This is a genomic window from Qipengyuania nanhaisediminis, assembly GCF_900115585.1.
GTDB lineage: Bacteria > Pseudomonadota > Alphaproteobacteria > Sphingomonadales > Sphingomonadaceae > Qipengyuania > Qipengyuania nanhaisediminis.
Genome location: NZ_FOWZ01000003.1, coordinates 318,334 through 336,194 on the forward strand (window position 1 = coordinate 318,334; position 17,861 = coordinate 336,194).

Consider the following 17,861-nt stretch of genomic DNA (forward strand, 5'->3'; position numbering starts at 1 on the left):
TGGCGGAACAGGCTTCCATTCCCCGGCGTTGGGAAGGAAACGCAAGGGAGCATGGCTTCATGAAATTCTGGAAATACGCCGCTGCTGGCGCAGCAGTCCTGTCCATCGGTGCGGCGGGTGCTTACGCGCAATATCGCAACTCGGTCGACGAGCCGGATTACTCGCTCGTATCCGAAGACGGCGATATTCAGCTTCGCGAATATGCGCCGATGATTGTGGCGGAAGTGACGCATACCGGCGATCGCAGGCGCGCGCTCAACGCGGGCTTCCGGCGCCTTGCTGCCTATATTTTCGCGCAGGATCGCCCGGGTAAGGAGATCGCGATGACAAGCCCCGTTATGCAGGACCAGGGCGAAAAGATCGCCATGACCTCACCTGTATTGCAGGATGGTGGTGACACCAGCGGTAGCTGGCGTACGCGCTTCGTGATGCCTTCCGAATACACGATGGAAACGCTGCCCACCCCGCCCGACGACGTGACGCTGGTCGAAATGCCGCCGCGCAAGGTTGCCGCGATACGTTTTTCGGGGCGGGGGTCGAGCGATGACCTGGCCGCACGCGAGCAGGAATTACGCGCGTGGATCGCAGATCGCGATCTCACCATTGCCGGCCCTGCGGAATTCGCTTTCTACGATGCGCCCATGGTCCCGCCGCCGCTGAGGCGCAACGAGGTCATCATCCCCGTGGAATAGGCGCGGAAACGAAAAGGGGCGACCGAGAGGTCGCCCCTTTCTTCTTGGTCCGAACCGAATCTTATTCGCCGGCCTCGTTATCGTCCATCAGGCGCTGCATGAGATAGACCATCTGCAATGCCTGCAGCTTTGCACGCTGCTCGTTGTCGACCCCGCCCGAGTGCCCGCCGGTCATGTCCTCGTAATACCAGTAGTCCTGGCCAAGTCCCTTGAGCTTCGCCGCGCCCTTGCGCGCATGCGCCGGGTGGGTGCGGTCGTCGGCGGTCGAAGCCCAGAGGAAGGGGGCGGGGTAGTCCACCCCGTCGACGATCTTCTGGTAGGGCGAATAGCCCTCGATCCACTCGCGTTGCTCGGGAATGCGAGGATCGCCGTATTCGCCGATCCACGAAGCGCCTCGACCGATCAGGTGATAGCGCAGCATGTCGAACAACGGGATTGCGACGATTGCCGCATCGAAGAGGTCGGGGCGCTGCGTGAAGGCTGTGCCGACCAGCAGGCCGCCCTGCGAACCGCCCTGGATACCGAGCTGGCCGGGATTGGTGATCCCGCGCTTCACGGCATCTTCACCCACGGCGATGAAATCGTCCCAGGTGCGTTGCTTGTTCTCGCGGATAGCCATCTGGTGCCATCCGGGTCCGAACTCGCCACCACCGCGCAGATTGGCGAGGATGAAGGCGCCGCCTTTCTCAAGCCACATCTTGCCCGTGAGCGCCCGGTAGCTTGGCAATTGGGAAATCTGAAAGCCGCCATAGCCATAGAGCAGGGCGGGATTCTTCCCGTCCATCTCCATGCCCTTCGGCTTCACCAGGAAGTACGGGACCTTGGCGCCGTCCTTGCTGGTCGCTTCGAACTGCTCGACTTCCATACCGGTGGCATCGAAATACTCTGGCGAAGTCTTGAGCACCTGCGGGTCGCCGCTGCCGTTGGAGTACCAGAGCGTGCTCGGCGACAGGAAGTCGGTCGAGGTGAACATGATCTCGTCGGTTTCGGACGAGGTGGCCTGCACGCCGAGCGTCGCATTGTCGGGCAGGTTGACTTCGGTGGTGACCCATTCGCCATCCTCGAAGTCGATCTTGAGCACCTTGCCCACGACATTGTCGAGGATCGCCATGTAGGCGCTGTTGGCGGTGACACCGCCGCCCTGCTTGGTCTGGCGTTCTGCCGGGGCCCAGACGAGCGTCTTCTTCGCTCCGTTCGGGTCACGCTTGAACTCTTCCAGGTCGACCGCGACGAGTGCATCGGCAGGGAATACCTGTCCCTGCGTTTCCCAGTCGACATCGGTCGAGAAGGTCAGCTGGCCATCGATGATGCCGCCAATGCTGGCTTTCTTTGGCATATCGAGTTCGACCCACTCGCCCTCGTGCCAGATGTAGTTGATGCTTTCATGGAAGCTGATCGCACGGAAGGCGGTGCGACCGTGGACCACGCCCTTGTTGTCGCGGATCAGGCCGGCCCCGGCCCAGACGTCGCTTGCCTCGCCGCGGAAAATCTCTTCCGCCTCGCTCAGCGGCGTGCCGCGCTTCCAGAGACGCGTCGTGAAGGGGTATTCGCTTTCGGTGATGGTGCCGCCGCCGAAGTCGCGACCGACAAGCAGCGTGTCCTCGTCGAGCCACTGGACGCCGCCCTGGCTCTTTTCCTCGATGACAAAGCCGCCCTCGACGAACTGCTTGGTCGTCATGTCGAATTCGCGCAGGATGGTCGCATCCTCGCCCCCGTCGGACAGGGCAATCATGCACAGACGCTGGTCGGGCGGCAGGCAGGTGCTGCCCTTGTACACCCATTCCTTGCTTTCGACAGCAGCCAGGGCATCGACATCGAGAACGGTCTCCCATTCGGGATCGTCGGTCTTATAGCTTTCGAGCGTCGTGCGGCGCAGGACACCCTTGGGATTTTCCTTGTCCTGCCAGAAATTATAGAGGCCGTCCTTGCGGATCGAGACGTAAGGAATGCGGTCTTCCGCATCGAGAATGGCCAGTGCTTCGGCTGTCAGCTCGTCGAACCGCGGGTCCTGGGCCATGTGCGCCATGGTGCGGTTGTTTTCCGCGCGCACCCAGTCGAGTGCCTCGTCGCTACGGGCTTCTTCGAGCCAGATGTAAGGATCCTCGTCGGGTCCGGGCACGCCGTCCTGGGCTGTTGCTTGAGTGTTCATGCCGAATGCCATGGCGGCACCCATGGCGAGTGTCGATACGCGTTTCATGATTGTGCGTCCCTCTAGTTCTTCCATGCCAGTGTTGCGGGCAGAATTAAGGCGCGCAATGTCGTTCGCCGGTGTGGGGTGACTGTTCGTCGAACGAAAAAGGGCGACCCAGCGGGCCGCCCTTTCCTGTCTGCGATTGTCCCGAAGGGTTTACCCTTCGACGTGCTCCGCGAGGACCGTCAGACCCTCTTCGCCTACTTCGGCGAAACCGCCGCGGACTTCGATGGTCTCGGGAGCGGCGCCTTCGGTCTTGTAGACCTGGACTGCGCCGTCGCGGATCGTCGACATGAAAGGCGCATGGCCTTCCAGCACGCCGAATTCGCCTTCCGCGCCGGGGACGACCACCATGTGGACGTCCTCGCTACGGACCAGCTTGGCCGGCGTGACGAGTTCGAAGTGCAAAGCCATGGCTTAGTCTTCTTCCGCCATCTTCTTGGCCTTCTCGACCGCCTGGTCGATGCCGCCAACCATGTAGAAAGCGCTTTCCGGCAGGTGGTCGTATTCGCCGTCGACGACAGCCTTGAACGACTTCACCGTGTCTTCCAGCTGGACGAACACGCCCGGGATGTTGGTGAAGACTTCGGCGACGTGGAACGGCTGCGAGAGGAAGCGCTGGATCTTGCGGGCGCGTGCCACGGTCAGCTTATCTTCTTCCGACAGTTCGTCCATGCCGAGAATGGCGATGATGTCCTGCAGGCTCTTGTACTTCTGCAGCGTTTCCTGAACGCGGCGAGCCGTTTCGTAGTGCTCCTGGCCGACAACGCGCGGTTCGAGAACGCGGCTGGTCGAGTCCAGCGGGTCGACGGCCGGGTAGATGCCCAGTTCCGAGATGGCGCGCGACAGGGTGGTCGTTGCGTCCAAGTGGGCGAACGAGGTTGCCGGTGCCGGGTCGGTAAGGTCGTCGGCGGGAACGTAGATGGCCTGGACCGAGGTGATCGAGCCCTTGGTGGTCGACGTAATGCGTTCCTGCAGGTTACCCATGTCGGTGGCGAGCGTCGGCTGGTAGCCCACAGCCGAAGGAATACGGCCGAGCAGTGCCGACACTTCCGAACCCGCCTGCGTGAAGCGGAAGATGTTGTCGACGAAGAACAGAACGTCCTGGCCTTCGACGTCACGGAAGTATTCCGCCATGGTCAGGCCCGAGAGAGCGACGCGGGCACGTGCGCCCGGAGGTTCGTTCATCTGGCCGAAGACGAGGGCAACCTTCGAACCTTCCGAAGTGGCGTTGCCGTCTTCGTCCTTGGCGATAACGCCGGCGTCGAGGAATTCGTGATAAAGGTCGTTACCTTCGCGGGTACGCTCACCCACACCGGCGAAGACGGACACACCACCGTGGCCCTTCGCGATGTTGTTGATGAGTTCCTGGATCAGAACGGTCTTGCCGACGCCTGCGCCGCCGAACAGGCCGATCTTACCGCCCTTCGCGTAAGGTGCGAGAAGGTCGATGACCTTGATGCCGGTGACGAGGATGGCCGCTTCGGTCGACTGGTCGACGAACAGCGGGGCTTCCGCGTGGATCGGGCTGCTGCTGTCGGCACCGATCGGGCCGCGTTCGTCGATCGGCGCGCCGACGACGTTCATGATGCGGCCGAGCGTCTTCGGACCGACCGGGACCGAGATCTGCGCGCCGGTGTTCACGACCTCCTGTCCGCGGACGAGGCCGTCGGTGCCGTCCATTGCGATGGTACGCACGGTGTTTTCACCGAGGTGCTGCGCAACTTCGAGGACCAGCGTGTTGTCGCCGTTCTTCGTTTCAAGCGCGGTCAGGATCGGCGGCAGTTCACCTTCGAAGGCAACGTCGACGACAGCGCCGATGACCTGCGAGATAACGCCGTTGGGGCTCTGGTTAAGCTTGGGGGCAGTGGCCATGATAAGGTTTCCTACTGGCTCAGGAGGCTTTGTGGTGGGCGCCGTGTTCGGCACAAAGGGCGTCGGCGTCGCTCAGCATCCAGTCCGAACCGTCTTCGTTCGCAACCAGCGTGGCTTCGTGACGCATGTATTCGTCTTCGCCGAGACCGTATTCGCACAGTGCCTGGTCGGCACCCATTGCGCGGCGGCAAACGGCGTTGTTGACCGGTTCTGCACCTTCGCAGGTTTCTGCGAACTTGGCGCGGAAGTAGTCCTGGTCCGTGGCGGGCAGGCTCGCAACCGGTTCCGGTGCTGCGGTCTCGGTCGGGGTCGGCTCGCGCGCGGGCTCTTCACCGCAAGCGGCGAGGAGTGCGACGGGCAGGATGAGGGCGAGTTTCTTCACGTATCCGGTCCTTGTCAGAGCGCTTCCGCGCCTGCGATGATTTCGACGAGTTCGGTAGTAATCGCGGCCTGGCGGCTGCGGTTGTACTGGATCGTCAGCTTGTTGATGAGGTCGCCCGCATTGCGCGTCGCGTTATCCATGGCGGTCATCGACGCGCCCTGTTCCGACGCTTCGCGTTCGAGCAGGGCGCCGAACAGCTGCGTCTTCACGTAACGCGGGAGCAGGTCTTCGAGGATTTCCTCTTCGCCCGGCTCGTATTCCACGACTGCATCGCCGCCGGTGCCTTCGCCTTCGGGCGAGGGAACGGGGATCAGCTGGTCGACGGTCGGATCCTGCGCCAGCGCCGACTGGAAGATCGGGTAGACGAGGTGCGCCACGTCGAATTCGCCCTTCTCGAAGCGTTCGAGCAGGTCTTCGGCAATGGCATCGGCCTCTTCGAAGCCCGGCTGGCGGACGTCGGAGGTGTCGAAGTGCTTTTCGATCTTGTCGGCATAGTCGCGCTTGATCGGCGCGCGGCCTTTCTTGCCGATGAGATAGAAGGTCACGTCCTTGCCGTCTGCGATCAGTTCGCGCGCCTTGGCCTTGGCGGCCTTGACGATGTTGGCGTTGAGACCACCGCACAGGCCCTTGTCGGTGTTCACGACCACCAGCAGGTGGCGCTTGTCCGATCCGGTTCCGCGAAGCAGCAGGGGCGCGCTGTCGCCGCTTACCTTGCTGGCAAGCGATGCCATGACGCCCGACAGCCGCTCGGCGTAGGGGCGTGCGGCTTCGGCAGCGGCCTGCGCACGGCGCAATTTCGCCGCGGCGACCATCTGCTTGGCCTTGGTGATCTTCTGGGTCGATTTGACCGACCCGATCCGATCTTTGAGTTCCTTGAGGCTAGCCATTTCGGCTCCCTATCTCGTGTGCTCTCGGTTGGCTCAGGCGAACTGCTTGGCGAAGGTCTTCAGTGCGTCGACGACCTTGTCCTTGGTGCTGTCCTCGAACTTGCCGGTGTTGCGGATTTCCGCGAGCACATCGGCGTGTTCGGAGCGCATGTAGCTCAGCATCTGGGCTTCGTAGTCGGTGACGCGATCAACCGCGACATCGTCGAGGTAGCCGTTGGTGCCGGCAAAGATCGACACGGTCTGCTCTTCGAACGGCATCGGCGAGAACTGCGGCTGCTTGAGCAGTTCGGTCAGGCGCGCGCCGCGGTTCAGCAGCTTCTGAGTCGCGGCGTCGAGGTCCGAGCCGAACTGCGCGAAGGCAGCCATTTCACGATACTGTGCGAGGTCGAGCTTCATCGAGCCCGAAACCTTCTTCATCGCCTTGGTCTGGGCAGCACCGCCGACGCGGCTGACCGACAGGCCGACGTTAATCGCCGGACGGATGCCTTGGTAAAAGAGGTCGGTTTCGAGGAAGATCTGGCCGTCGGTGATCGAGATCACGTTGGTCGGAATGTAGGCCGAAACGTCGCCGGCCTGCGTTTCGATGATCGGCAGCGCGGTGAGCGAGCCCGAACCGTTTGCAGCGTTCATCTTTGCCGCACGCTCGAGCAGGCGGCTGTGCAGGTAGAAAACGTCACCCGGGTAAGCTTCGCGGCCCGGAGGACGACGCAGCAGGAGCGACATCTGGCGGTATGCGACGGCCTGCTTGGAAAGGTCGTCGTAAACGATGACGGCGTGCATGCCGTTGTCGCGGAAGAATTCGCCCATCGCACAGCCGGTGTAGGGTGCGAGGTACTGCAGCGGAGCGGGCTCAGAAGCGGTGGCGGCGACGACGATCGAATATTCCATCGCGCCGTTTTCTTCGAGCTGCTTGACGATCTGTGCGACGGTCGAGCGCTTCTGCCCGACGGCGACATAGACGCAGTAGAGCTTCTTGCCCTCGTCGTCGCCAGCGTTCAGTTCCTTCTGGTTGATGAAGGTGTCGATCGCGACGGCGGACTTACCGGTCTGACGGTCGCCGATGATCAGCTCGCGCTGGCCACGGCCGACCGGAACGAGGGCGTCGATGGCCTTGAGGCCCGACTGCACGGGTTCCGAAACCGATTCGCGCGGGATGATGCCCGGAGCTTTCACTTCGACGCGCTTGCGCTCGGTCGCTTCGATCGGGCCCTTGCCGTCGATCGGGTTGCCCAGAGCGTCGACCACGCGGCCCAGCAGGCCCTTGCCGACCGGAACGTCCACGATGGTGCCGGTGCGCTTGACGGTGTCGCCTTCGCCGATGTCGGTGTCGGCACCGAAGATAACGGCACCGACGTTGTCGGCTTCGAGGTTCAGAGCCATGCCCTGAACGCCGTTGGAGAATTCGATCATCTCGCCGGCCTGGACATTGTCGAGGCCGTGGATGCGGGCGATGCCGTCACCCACCGACAGCACGGAGCCAACTTCGCTGACTTCGGCTTCGGTGCCGAAATTGGCGATCTGGTCCTTGATGACCTTGGAGATTTCTGCGGCGCGGATATCCATGATTATCGTCCTTTGATCAGGCTTTCATCGCCTGGGCGAGGGAATTGAGGCGGGTGCGGATCGAACCGTCAATGCGCTTCGAACCGATGGTAACGACAAGGCCGCCCAGAAGATCGGGATCAACCTTGGAATTAATCTTTACAGTGCGACCTTCGCGCGCGGTCAGCTTCGTCTTGAGCTGGTCGAGCTGCGTGTCGGTCAGCGCGTGGGCGCTGGTGACTTCGGCGGTCACTTCGCCGCGCTGCGCGGCAGCGATGGCGCGGAAGGCACGGATGATGCCGGGAAGCTGGCCGAGGCGGCGGTTCGCGGCAAGCGTGCCGAGAAACTTCTGCGTCAGGTCCGAAAGGCCCATGATGGCGGAAACGCCCCACAGTGCCTTTTCTGCTTCGCCGCGGCTCACGCGCGGGTTGGTGGTCAGCGTCTTGAGCTCTGCCGATTCGGCAAGCCCCGCTTCCAGTTTGTCGAGGTCCGATTCGACCGCAGTCACGGTCCCGGCCTCGCTGGCCAGATCGAAAAGGGCCGAGGCATAACGCCCTGCCAGGCTAGCCTGAATACCGGCGGAAATATCCACGCGTCTCTCGTCCTCTAAGGGTCGGAAAAAAAGTCTGTCGTTCCAAGCCGGGGGTGAGCGAAAATGAGTCGCTCCGGCAAGGTTGGCGCGCGCCTAGCAAAGGGTCCCCGCGAAGGCAACCCGACTCCGCCCGTGAAAGATTCGACTTTTGGACAGGGAGGCGTAAATTCGTCCTCAATCAAAACCGATCGAGCGGGAGAGACGGGATGGAGACAGCAGCATTGTCGCCGCATTGCGGTGTCGAGGTTAAGGGCATTTCGCTCGCCGAGGCGCAAGGTAAGGCGCTCGATAGCATTCGCGACCTTATATATAGGAACGGCGTGGCCGTGTTCCGCGACCAGGAATTCAGTCCCGAAGACCATATCGCCTTTGCCAGGCGCTGGGGCGGGATCGACATCAACAATTATTTTCCGCTGACCGACGAGCATCCCGAGATCGCCGTCGTGCGCAAACGCAAGGACCAGACCACCAATATCGGTGGCGGCTGGCACACTGATCATTCCTACGACCAGATCCCGGCCATGGGATCGATTCTCGTGGCGCGTGAATTGCCGCCTTCTGGTGGCGACACGCTGTGGGCGCACATGGGAGCTGCCTATGACACGCTGCCTGAAGAGACCAAGAAGAGGATCGACGGGCTGAGCGCATTTCATACGGCGGACCATATCTACTCGCCCGAAGGCGCCTATGCGCAGACCGACCAGGGCGCGGAACTGCGCGGGCAAGACCTGAAAACAGGTGCAACGCACCCCGTCGTCATCCGTCACCCGCACACCGGACAGAAGCTCCTTTATGTAAACCCGGGCTTCACGATCAATTTCGTCGGCCAGAGCCGCGAGGAAAGCCTGCCCTTGCTGCAGGAGCTCTTCGCCCACGCGATGTCGCCCGGCCTGCAATGCAGGCTCCAATGGGAACCGGGCACGGTGGCGATCTGGGATAACCGGACGACCTGGCATTATGCCATGAACGACTATCAGGGTTACGCGCGCGAGATGCATCGCATCACCTTGTCGGGTGAAGCTCTCGCCGCCTGACCTAGTCCCGCATCTCGCACTGGTAGACCAGCCGCTCGTTCGGCTGCTGGGGGAGCTGGCTTAGCACTTCGCCCTGCAAATCTCCGAGAGACGTGGCCGCCCCGTCCACACCGCACTTGGGCGCGGTGTATTTCGCGCGGGCGCTGCGTGCCTCCCGCATTGCGCCGCGTTGGAGAAGGTAGCGTTCGGAGCGGAAGATCCGGCGGTCGGGATCGAAACTGTTCACCGAAACCGCGTCTTCCTGGTTTGGCACGAATACCCGTGACCAGTTTCCGGACGCATAGCCATATTGCGTGCGTTCGTTGACACAGCCGTCTGCGGTCCATTCAAACTCGATTTCGGGCGCTTCGGATGTGGTGATGCGGCTGCGTTCCGGGATCACGTTGCAGACGAGCGAAAGGTCTCCGCTTTCCTGCCCGGCTAGCGGAGCGCCGTCATCAGGCCCTTCGCCTTCCGCCATCATGGCCGCGACCCGCCGGTCCACTTCATCAAGGCCGGGGCGCGTGATGAAAGCAATAAAGGCCACTACGACGAGGAAACCGGCAATCGCGAAGGCGATGTTGGTCTTCTTTATGCGGAGCGCCGCATCCTCGTCATCCGCGCCGATCCTTTCGCGCTGGCTCCATGCCCAAAGCCCGAGCCCGAACGCGACCAGCATGAGAATGAATGCTAGTGCCATGCGGTCTTCGCGATCTTCGGCCACCGACAGCTGCGCGCGAAGCAAGGCGCGTTCGCGCTTGGCGCGGGTTTCTTCCGCGCGCTGGGCAAGGTTTTGCCGTGCTTCGGCCTGTTCGCGTTCGATCCGATCGCGCTCTGCCTCGTCGAGATCGGCGAGGCTGCGGCACGGCTGGTCGGAAAGGCGCGGAGTAATGTCGTTGGCCTTGAGGAAAGGCACCAGCTCGCGATTGGACACGGCGAAGAAGAATTCCGCATCTCCTCCTTCATTGTCCGCACCGAAGCTGTTGACCCCCACGACCCGTCCGCACGGATCGAGCAACGGGCCGCCCGAATTACCCCGCGCGATCGGTGCTGTGTGCAGGATAGTGTCGAACTGGCGGCTGGGCCGTTCGCCTGAAATGAAGCCGCGGCTCTTAACCGGTGGCTGGCTGCGGAAGAGATCGGTGAGGTCCAGCCCCTGTGCGCGGTCGACATTCATCGGATAGCCGACGCTGGTCACCTCTCCGGCGCCGGAAACGGGCTGGGCCGCAATGGCGAGCGGGGGAAGACGCAAATTCCCGGTCAGGCGAACCAGCGCCAGATCGTTGCGCGAACTGGCGGTAACCAACTGTCCGTAAACCGCTTCGCCGCCGCCATTGGGCACGACACCGATGCGCAAGTCCTCGTCACGCATCGCGTCGCGCACGACATGGGCGTTGGTGACGATGGCGTTCTGCGTGACGGCGAAACCGGTGCCGTGGCTGACGGGATAAAGCTCGTCGCCGTCATTGCCGATGATGACTACGCGCACGACCCCGCGTGACGCTGCGTCGATATCGGCCGGATCGGCATGGACCAGTTGCGGCAGCAAGAGCGCGCACATGGCGGCAAAGTATGTGAGAATGCGTCCCATCGTTGGGCCGCTTGTGCCGCCCAATTGCTTTGACCGCAAGCTGCGGGATGCGTGCTGTGCAAATCATCCGCAAAGAGGGCCGAGATGCGCTATGGAGTAGGACAATGATCGACCAGGGACAGGCATGGCAGGCGGTAAAGCGGCGTGACCGCGCGTTCGACGGGCGCTTCGTCACCGGTGTGATGAGCACCGGCATTTATTGCCGTCCGTCCTGTGCTGCTCGGCACCCCTTGCGCGAGAATGTGCGATTCTTCGCAGACGGGCAGAGTGCACGCGCCGCGGGTCTGCGACCGTGCAAGCGATGCCTTCCCGATGACGTCGGGCGCGACGAGGCTGCCGTCATGGCGGCAGTCGACGAGATCCGCCGGGCCGAGGATGCGCCGACCTTGGCCGTGTTGGCGCAAATAACCGGCTATTCGCCGACGCATTTCCAGAAGGTATTCAAGCGCGCTACTGGGCTGTCTCCTGCGGCCTATGCGCGGGCCTTGCGTGAAGAGCGCGCCCGTGAAGCCCTCAGTGCTGGCTACAGCGTCACCGGCGCGATTTACGAGGCCGGGTATTCCTCTCCCTCGCGATTCTATGACGATACGAAAGGCAAGCTCGGCATGACGGCAAGCGACTGGAAGGATGGCGGCAAGGGGCGCACGGTTCACTGGAGCGTGATCGATACCTCGCTCGGCTCGATGCTCGTCGCTGCCACTGAGCAGGGCGTGTGCTGCCTGTCGTTCAACGAAGACGAGGGTGATCTCGCGCGCCGCTTTCCCGAGGCCGAGCTGGTCGAAGCGGGTGAGGAATTTCGCGACCTGTTCCGGCAGGTAACCGCTGCAGTCGAGAACCCGGGGCAGGCAACCCTCGCTTCCATTCCGCTCGACGTGAAGGGCACGGCTTTCCAGCAACGGGTCTGGCAGGCCTTGCGCGAAATCCCGGCGGGGGAGACGCGCAGCTATGGCGAGCTTGCTGCCGCACTGGGCAATCCCAAGGCGTCGCGCGCGGTCGGCGGGGCCAATGGCGCGAACAACATCGCCGTGCTGATCCCGTGCCACAGGGTCATCGCGGCGGACGGTTCGCTCGGCGGATATGCTTACGGAACGCAAATCAAGGCGGAGCTGCTCGAGCGCGAAAAATCCAGATAAATTGCTGCGAACACGAAATAATTCGCTGCTAAGGCAAGTTTCCTTTGACAATGAAGCCTGTAGTAGGAAGACTATACACCAACGTCGCAACCCGCCGAAGCAATCGCGTGGGCCAATAATAACCGGCTTCTGGATCAATCCCGTGCGGTTGTGTCGACCGTACCGAGTATTAGCAGGTTTAGGCGATGGATAGCGGTCAGGAATTCGTCGATTTCTACGCCCTGTTGCAAGTCAGTCCGGCTTGCGACCGCAAGATGCTGGAAAAAGCGTACCGACACGCGGCGCAGATGTATCATCCCGATCACACCGATACGGCCGATATCGACAAGTTCCAGGAAGTGACTGCGGCATACCAGCTGCTGCGCGATCCGGAAAAGCGCGCCAAGTACGATCAGCGCTACAAGGAACTGAAGAAGGATAACCTGTACCAGTTTCCCGGCGGCGAAGACCTACAGATCGACGAGAAGTCCGCGCTGGACGATGCCGAGGCGCATGAAAAGGTGCTCTATCACCTCTACAAGCGCCGCCGCGAGCATGCGAAAGACCCGGGCATCATGGGGTATTACATCCAGAAGACCCTGGATTGCTCCGACGAGAATTTCGAGTTCCACACCTGGTACCTGAAGTCCAAGGGCTTCATCGAGATCACCCAGGAAGGAAAGCTGGCGATCACCATCGAGGGCGTCGACCATGTCATCTCGATGAGCCGCAAGGCCGAGGAAACCAAGCTGATCGCCCAGATGGACGAACAGGCACGCGAAGCCTAATTGCGCGCCCACGCACTGTCGGCAGGCGTCAGGCTGTCGAGAAACTCTTCTGCGCTGTCGAGATAGTCCTGTCTCTTCGCCTCATCCATGCGGTCCCAGGTCGAATAGATGCGCCCGATGCGGGCGTTCTTTTCCAGCCTGTCGCGATGGCGGTCCATGAAATGCCAGTAGAGCGGATTGAAGGGACATGCGCCTTCGCCGGTCTTCTTGCTCACCGAATAGCGGCAGTCACCGCAGTAATCGCTCATCTTGTTGATGTAGTTTCCGCTCGCAGCATAGGGCTTGCTCGCCAGCTTTCCGCCGTCGGCATAGAGGATCATCGCCGCCACATTGGGTAGTTCCACCCACTCATAGGCGTCGGCGTAGACCACTAGATACCAGTCCTGCACCTCGCGGGGGTTTATCCCTGCGAGCAGCGCGAAATTGCCGAGCACCATCAGCCGCTGGATGTGGTGGGCATGGGCGTTGTCGCGGGTGGAGCGAATGCTGTCGGCAAGGCACCGCATGTCGGTTTCGCCGGTCCAGTAAAATTCGGGCAGCCCGCGCTGCGCATTCAGCGCATTCGCTTTCTGCAGGTGCGGCATCTGGTGCCAGTAGAACCGCCGCACATATTCGCGCCAGCCGATGATTTGGCGAATAAACCCCTCGACCGAATTGATCGGTGCTCGGCCGTTTTTGTAGGCTTTCTCCGCTCGCTGGCAGAGCTCCAGCGGGTCGAGCAGACCGAGATTGATGCTGGTCGACAGCATCGAATGGAACAGGTCGTCCTGTCCGTGAACCATCGCGTCCTGGTAGGGGCCGAAGCATTCGATGCGTTCGGCGAAAAAGGCATCCGCCGCCTCTTCCGCTTCATCGCGCGTGACCGGCCATCCGAATTTTTCCAGACGTCCGAAGTGATCTCCGAAACGATCTTCGACCAGTTCGATCACTTCGCAGGTTATCGCATCGGGTTCGAAAAGCGGGCGCTCCGGCGCGTCGAGACCTTCCTTGGGCGGTTTGCGGTTCTCGCTATCGTAATTCCACTCCCCGCCTTCCGGCTTGTCGCCATCCATCAGCAGGCCCGTCTTGCGGCGCATCTCGCGGTAGAAATACTCCATCCGCATTTCCTTGCGGTCTTCCGCCCACTCGTCGAATTCGGACTGGGTGGAGATGAAGCGGTCGTCCGCTAGGATCTCGATCTCGCAGGGGAACTTGTCGGCCCATTGGTCGAAATCCTGCCTGAGGCGCCATTCGCCAGGCTCCACGACATGGATAGCGCGCGGAGAGTGTTCTTCTACGGCGCGGGCGACCTCGCCGGTGAAACTCCCGGCATTATCTTTCGCATCCAGCTTTACGTAATCGACAGTCCAGCCCGCATCGCGCAATTCCTCGGCGAAGTGACGCATGGCGGAGAAGATCAGGACGATCTTCTGCTTGTGATGCTTGACGTAAGTCGCCTCGTCCCAGACCTCCATCATCAGGATGACGGTGTCGTCCTTGGTCCGGCCGCGAAGGCTGGCGAGGTCACGGGTCAGCTGGTCGCCAAGGATTGGGACGAGGATGGGGCCGTCGCTAGTGTTTGCCATGCGCTCTAAATGCGCGAGCGCGCGACAGGTGCCTAAAGCATGGAGGACTGCGCCGGACGACCGGCCCACGGTACGTCGGTCCGGTCGATCGCGAGCAAGCCTTCGAACGGGCGACACAGCTCGAAGGCATCGTCGGGCGATCCGTCCATCCAGGTTTCGCGCTGATCCGGCGTCAGGATGACGGGCATGCGGTTGTGGATCTCGCTCATCTGGGGAGAGGCATCGGTCATCACCATCGAATAGCAATCGCCCCATTCCGCGCTGCCGCGCCAGATGCCCGCGACGGTAAAGACCTCAGCATCGGGCATGGTCATCCAGGTGCGAGTCATCGCGCCTTTCTTGGCCTGCGCTTCGGCAAAGCTTTCCAGCGGGATCAGGCAACGCCGTTCCACGAAGCTGCTTTTCCAGAAAGGACCGGAAAGCTTGTCCGTGCGTGCATTGTTGACCGGCTTTGGCTTGAGCGGCTGGCCCTTTGCGCCCTTGCGCTGGAGGGGGAAGCCCCAGGTCATGGTTTCGACCTTGCCGCCTGCGATCACGATGCCGGAATAGCCGGGATAGATCTCGCCGCCCGCATTGCTTCCGACTTCCGCCACCACGTCGAACAATTGCGCGACTTCGGTGGCGTTCTTGGTCATGCGATAGAGATTGCACATGGCAGCGCTACCTACACGAAACTGTAGGGATCGACATCCACCCCGACACGGACGCCCGGCGGATGATCGATGCTGGAGAGCCAGCGGCGGATGACATCCTGCAATTGCACGCTACGCCGCGCGTTCATGAGCAGGCGATAGCGATAACGACCCCGCAGCAGTGCCATGGGGGCAGGTGCGGGGCCAAGTATCATGAGATCTGGCACTTCGGGGCGCGCATCGCCGATCCGCCGGGCGGCTTCGCGTGCCTCCGCCTCGTCTTCGGAAGAAATGATGATCGACGCCCAGCGCCCGAAGGGCGGGGCGCCGGCCTCACGCCGCATTTCGGTTTCGGCTTCGTAGAAAGCGTGGCGGTCCCCGGCAGCCAGAGCGGCGATCACGCTCGCTTCGGGATGGCGGGTCTGGATCAATACTTCGCCGGGCTTTGAGCCGCGCCCGGCACGCCCTGCAACCTGTGCAACCTGCTGATAGGTCCGCTCGCCCGCACGCAAATCGCCTCCTTCGAGGCCGAGGTCGGCATCGACCACGCCTACGAGGGTGAGTTCGGGGAAGTGAAAGCCCTTGGTCACCAGCTGGGTACCCACGATCACGTCGATCGCTCCCGCTTCGACTTGCGCGATGAATTCCGCAGCGCGCCCCGGCGAATTGAGCGTATCCGACGTGGCGACGAAGACGCGTGCATCGGGCAGCCGCTCCGCCACCTCGTCGGCGATGCGTTCGACGCCCGGGCCGCAGGCGACGAGGCAATCGGGCTCACCGCATTCGGGGCAGGCGGCGGGACTTGGCGTCTCGTGCCCGCAATGGTGGCAGGCCAGGCGGCGCGTGAAGCGGTGTTCGACCAGCCAGGCGCTGCAATTGGGGCACTGGAACCGAAACCCGCAATTGCGGCACAGGGTCAGCGGTGCATAGCCGCGGCGGTTGAGGAAGAGGAGCGACTGTTCCTTGCGCTCCAGCCGCTCTGCGATGCCGTCGATCAGGCGTTGGGCCAGCCACATTCCATGCGGCGGCTTCTCTTCCGTAAGGTCGATCGTGTCGATTTCGGGCAATTCCGCCCCGCCGAACCGGCTGGGCAGGTCGAGCTTCGCATAAACGCCGCTCTCGGCCATTTGGAGGCTTTCTAACGCCGGGGTGGCACTGGCGAGGACAACCGGAATGCCTTCGAAATGCGCGCGCATGACGGCAACGTCGCGGGCGTTGTAGCGCACGCCGTCTTCCTGCTTGAAGCTGGTTTCATGCGCTTCGTCGACGACGATGAAGCCGAGATTGCGAAACGGCAGGAACAGGGCCGAACGAGCACCCACCACGACCTGTGCATCGCCGCTCGCGACATTGCGCCATGCACGGCGGCGCTGGGTGGACTTCAGCGAGGAGTGCCACAGGACGGGCGTGACCCCGAACCGCTCTTCGAAGCGGTGCAGGAAGTTTTCGGTCAGCGCGATTTCAGGCAGCAGGACCAGCACTTGGCGGCCCATCCGCAGCGCTTCGGCGACAGGTTCGAAATAGGTTTCGGTCTTGCCCGATCCGGTCACGCCGTCGAGCAGGTAAGGCGCGAATTTCTTTTGCCGTACGGCTTCGCTCAGCTTGTCTGCCGCGATCTTTTGGCTTTCGCTCAGGTCGACCTGCGCAAAATCGGGCCGCGCTTGTTCGAAAGGACGGTCGCAGTCGACCTCCACCGGCTCCAGCACGCCCTGGTTTACCAGGCCGCGAAGTACGCCCTCCGATACGCCAGCGATCCCGGCAAGTTCGCGGATAGTGGCCTGTTCGCCCTCGAGCGCTTCCATCGCCGCATGGCGTTGCGGGGTCATGCGCTCCGGCATGCCGCCGGTCAGGCGATATTCCGTGATGGTCGCCGGTCCCTTGAGCGCGCCGCCAGAAGAAAGCGCCATGCGCGCGACGCTGGACAGTGAGGCGACGTAATAGTCGGCCGTCCACTCGATCAAGCGCCTCAGCGGCGCAGACAAAGGCGGTACCGGCAGGATTGAGCGTAGCGGGCGCAGCTTTTCCGCCGGAACCTCGGTGCCGGGAAGCCGTTCGCTCTCCCAGACGATTCCGATGATCGTGCGCGGCCCAAGCGGACATTCGACCACATGGCCCGGACCGACTTCCATGCCTTCGGGCACCTTATAGTCGAGCGGGCCGAGGGCGGCATTGAGGACGAGGCAGCGCACGCGGTTCATCGGAGGGCTCATATGGGCGGCCTATGTCGCACACGACAAGGGTGGGACCTTCGAGGAGTAGAAATAATGAACGATATTCTCACGGCCACCACTCACAGGCGCAAGTTCCTGGGCGGATTGACGCTCGGCGGGGCGGCCTTGGCGCTTCCGGCCTGCACATCGCTTGGCGGCTTCGGTTTCGTCGATGCCATCCAGCGCCTCCTGTTCCTGTCGAGCGAGCGGGCCTTTGCCCGAATGCTCGACGATGGCGGTTTCTGGGACGAACAGGTGGCGCAGGTCGGGCTGGAAAACCTACTCGGTGCGCGCGGTGGAGTTCTGGGCAGTATCCTGACGTCCAACCTGTTCAAGGACCGCCTTTTCGATGCATTCGGCGACATCGCCTATGAAGGCGCGGAGCGCGCGGCCCCGATCGTGGCGGATACCGTGCGCGTGATCGGCATTTCCAACGCGGTTGCACTTGTGAACGGCGGGCCGACCGCGGCGACCAGCTTCCTGCGCGGCGAAATGGGCATGCGCCTCGTCGATGCGATGATCCCCGAACTGGGCGACGCGATGCGCCTTGCCGAAGATCCGCTCGTCGGACAGGCGCTCGGCGCCCTGACCGGCGTGAACGTTTCGCAGGTCGCGAGCAGGGTCGCGAACAGCATCGACGACACGATCTGGCGCGAAATGGGCTTCGAGGAAGCGGAAATCCGCCGCAATCCCCGCGCGACCAACGACCCCCTTATTATCGGCGTCTTCGGCGGCGCGAGCGCCCTCTGACGAATCCCGCTTGGGGAAAAACCGGCCCTGCGCGCGTCC

Annotated in this window: 16 protein-coding genes; 5 read left to right on the plus strand and 11 right to left on the minus strand. The window is 62.5% G+C overall.

Annotation, left to right across the window (positions count from 1 at the left end; genetic code table 11):
• The first annotated feature begins 59 nt into the window (after window positions 1–59).
• Window positions 60–692 carry an SOUL family heme-binding protein gene (locus BM173_RS10360; RefSeq protein ID WP_090481600.1) on the plus strand — a complete coding sequence of 211 codons (633 nt, stop codon included), beginning with the start codon at window positions 60–62 and terminating at the stop codon, window positions 690–692.
• Between the two features lie 61 nt (window positions 693–753).
• Here BM173_RS10360 and BM173_RS10365 read toward each other — a convergent pair whose 3' ends face one another.
• The 7 genes from BM173_RS10365 to BM173_RS10395 all read right to left on the minus strand — a co-directional run bounded on the left by BM173_RS10365 (window position 754) and on the right by BM173_RS10395 (window position 8,161).
• Complete coding sequence (locus BM173_RS10365) at window positions 754–2,889, minus strand: prolyl oligopeptidase family serine peptidase (protein ID WP_090481603.1); 2,136 nt, start codon at window positions 2,887–2,889, stop codon at window positions 754–756.
• Between the two features lie 150 nt (window positions 2,890–3,039).
• A complete protein-coding gene (locus tag BM173_RS10370) occupies window positions 3,040–3,297 on the minus strand; it encodes an ATP synthase F1 subunit epsilon (protein ID WP_090481112.1) in 258 nt (85 codons plus the stop codon).
• Between the two features lie 3 nt (window positions 3,298–3,300).
• Window positions 3,301–4,758: a F0F1 ATP synthase subunit beta gene (gene atpD / locus BM173_RS10375; protein ID WP_090481115.1), complete on the minus strand. Its 1,458-nt coding sequence runs from the start codon at window positions 4,756–4,758 to the stop codon at window positions 3,301–3,303.
• A gap of 19 nt (window positions 4,759–4,777) precedes the next feature.
• On the minus strand, window positions 4,778–5,140 hold the full coding sequence (locus tag BM173_RS10380) for a hypothetical protein (protein WP_245755853.1): 363 nt from the start codon (window positions 5,138–5,140) through the stop codon (window positions 4,778–4,780).
• A 14-nt stretch (window positions 5,141–5,154) separates the two neighbouring features.
• On the minus strand, window positions 5,155–6,027 hold the full coding sequence (locus BM173_RS10385) for a F0F1 ATP synthase subunit gamma (RefSeq protein ID WP_090481121.1): 873 nt from the start codon (window positions 6,025–6,027) through the stop codon (window positions 5,155–5,157).
• 33 nt (window positions 6,028–6,060) lie between these two features.
• Window positions 6,061–7,590 (minus strand): F0F1 ATP synthase subunit alpha, encoded by a 1,530-nt coding sequence (gene atpA, locus BM173_RS10390; protein WP_090481124.1) that lies wholly within the window; start codon window positions 7,588–7,590, stop codon window positions 6,061–6,063.
• Window positions 7,591–7,606: 16 nt separating this feature from the next.
• Entirely contained in the window at window positions 7,607–8,161 is a 555-nt protein-coding gene (locus tag BM173_RS10395; protein ID WP_090481127.1) for a F0F1 ATP synthase subunit delta, read from the minus strand.
• A 206-nt stretch (window positions 8,162–8,367) separates the two neighbouring features.
• On the opposite strand from BM173_RS10395, the gene BM173_RS10400 reads away from it, so the two are divergent.
• Complete coding sequence (locus tag BM173_RS10400) at window positions 8,368–9,195, plus strand: TauD/TfdA dioxygenase family protein (protein ID WP_090481130.1); 828 nt, start codon at window positions 8,368–8,370, stop codon at window positions 9,193–9,195.
• Window position 9,196: 1 nt separating this feature from the next.
• On the opposite strand, the gene BM173_RS10405 is transcribed toward BM173_RS10400, so the two are convergent.
• Complete coding sequence (locus BM173_RS10405; protein ID WP_090481133.1) at window positions 9,197–10,765, minus strand: S1 family peptidase; 1,569 nt, start codon at window positions 10,763–10,765, stop codon at window positions 9,197–9,199.
• A 104-nt stretch (window positions 10,766–10,869) separates the two neighbouring features.
• On the opposite strand from BM173_RS10405, the gene ada reads away from it, so the two are divergent.
• Window positions 10,870–11,898 (plus strand): bifunctional DNA-binding transcriptional regulator/O6-methylguanine-DNA methyltransferase Ada, encoded by a 1,029-nt coding sequence (gene ada / locus BM173_RS10410; protein WP_090481136.1) that lies wholly within the window; start codon window positions 10,870–10,872, stop codon window positions 11,896–11,898.
• Between the two features lie 185 nt (window positions 11,899–12,083).
• Window positions 12,084–12,665: a J domain-containing protein gene (locus tag BM173_RS10415; RefSeq protein WP_090481141.1), complete on the plus strand. Its 582-nt coding sequence runs from the start codon at window positions 12,084–12,086 to the stop codon at window positions 12,663–12,665.
• On the opposite strand, the gene BM173_RS10420 is transcribed toward BM173_RS10415, so the two are convergent.
• Genes BM173_RS10420 through BM173_RS10430 form a run of 3 tightly spaced genes read right to left on the minus strand, consistent with a single transcriptional unit; the run spans window position 12,662 to window position 17,060 of the window.
• The gene (locus BM173_RS10420) at window positions 12,662–14,230 is read right to left on the minus strand and encodes a cryptochrome/photolyase family protein (RefSeq protein WP_090481144.1); all 1,569 of its coding nucleotides are present in this window, start codon (window positions 14,228–14,230) and stop codon (window positions 12,662–12,664) included. The genes BM173_RS10415 and BM173_RS10420 overlap by 4 nt on opposite strands.
• 32 nt (window positions 14,231–14,262) lie before the next feature.
• The gene (locus tag BM173_RS10425; protein ID WP_090481147.1) at window positions 14,263–14,883 is read right to left on the minus strand and encodes an SOS response-associated peptidase; all 621 of its coding nucleotides are present in this window, start codon (window positions 14,881–14,883) and stop codon (window positions 14,263–14,265) included.
• Window positions 14,884–14,894: 11 nt separating this feature from the next.
• Complete coding sequence (locus BM173_RS10430; protein ID WP_090481150.1) at window positions 14,895–17,060, minus strand: primosomal protein N'; 2,166 nt, start codon at window positions 17,058–17,060, stop codon at window positions 14,895–14,897.
• Between the two features lie 66 nt (window positions 17,061–17,126).
• Between BM173_RS10430 and BM173_RS10435 the strand changes: the two genes are divergently transcribed.
• On the plus strand, window positions 17,127–17,822 hold the full coding sequence (locus BM173_RS10435; RefSeq protein ID WP_090481153.1) for a DUF4197 domain-containing protein: 696 nt from the start codon (window positions 17,127–17,129) through the stop codon (window positions 17,820–17,822).
• Window positions 17,823–17,861: the final 39 nt, after the last annotated feature.

Coding starts and splice junctions, on each gene's coding strand:
- BM173_RS10435 (WP_090481153.1), top strand. CDS start 17,127: ATGAACGATATTCTCACGGCCACCACTCACAGGCGCAAGTTCCTGGGC.
- BM173_RS10430 (WP_090481150.1), bottom strand. CDS start 17,060: ATGAACCGCGTGCGCTGCCTCGTCCTCAATGCCGCCCTCGGCCCGCTC.
- BM173_RS10425 (WP_090481147.1), bottom strand. CDS start 14,883: ATGTGCAATCTCTATCGCATGACCAAGAACGCCACCGAAGTCGCGCAA.
- atpD (WP_090481115.1), bottom strand. CDS start 4,758: ATGGCCACTGCCCCCAAGCTTAACCAGAGCCCCAACGGCGTTATCTCG.
- BM173_RS10385 (WP_090481121.1), bottom strand. CDS start 6,027: ATGGCTAGCCTCAAGGAACTCAAAGATCGGATCGGGTCGGTCAAATCG.
- BM173_RS10415 (WP_090481141.1), top strand. CDS start 12,084: ATGGATAGCGGTCAGGAATTCGTCGATTTCTACGCCCTGTTGCAAGTC.
- BM173_RS10365 (WP_090481603.1), bottom strand. CDS start 2,889: ATGAAACGCGTATCGACACTCGCCATGGGTGCCGCCATGGCATTCGGC.
- BM173_RS10360 (WP_090481600.1), top strand. CDS start 60: ATGAAATTCTGGAAATACGCCGCTGCTGGCGCAGCAGTCCTGTCCATC.
- BM173_RS10420 (WP_090481144.1), bottom strand. CDS start 14,230: ATGGCAAACACTAGCGACGGCCCCATCCTCGTCCCAATCCTTGGCGAC.
- BM173_RS10405 (WP_090481133.1), bottom strand. CDS start 10,765: ATGGGACGCATTCTCACATACTTTGCCGCCATGTGCGCGCTCTTGCTG.
- BM173_RS10400 (WP_090481130.1), top strand. CDS start 8,368: ATGGAGACAGCAGCATTGTCGCCGCATTGCGGTGTCGAGGTTAAGGGC.
- ada (WP_090481136.1), top strand. CDS start 10,870: ATGATCGACCAGGGACAGGCATGGCAGGCGGTAAAGCGGCGTGACCGC.
- atpA (WP_090481124.1), bottom strand. CDS start 7,590: ATGGATATCCGCGCCGCAGAAATCTCCAAGGTCATCAAGGACCAGATC.
- BM173_RS10370 (WP_090481112.1), bottom strand. CDS start 3,297: ATGGCTTTGCACTTCGAACTCGTCACGCCGGCCAAGCTGGTCCGTAGC.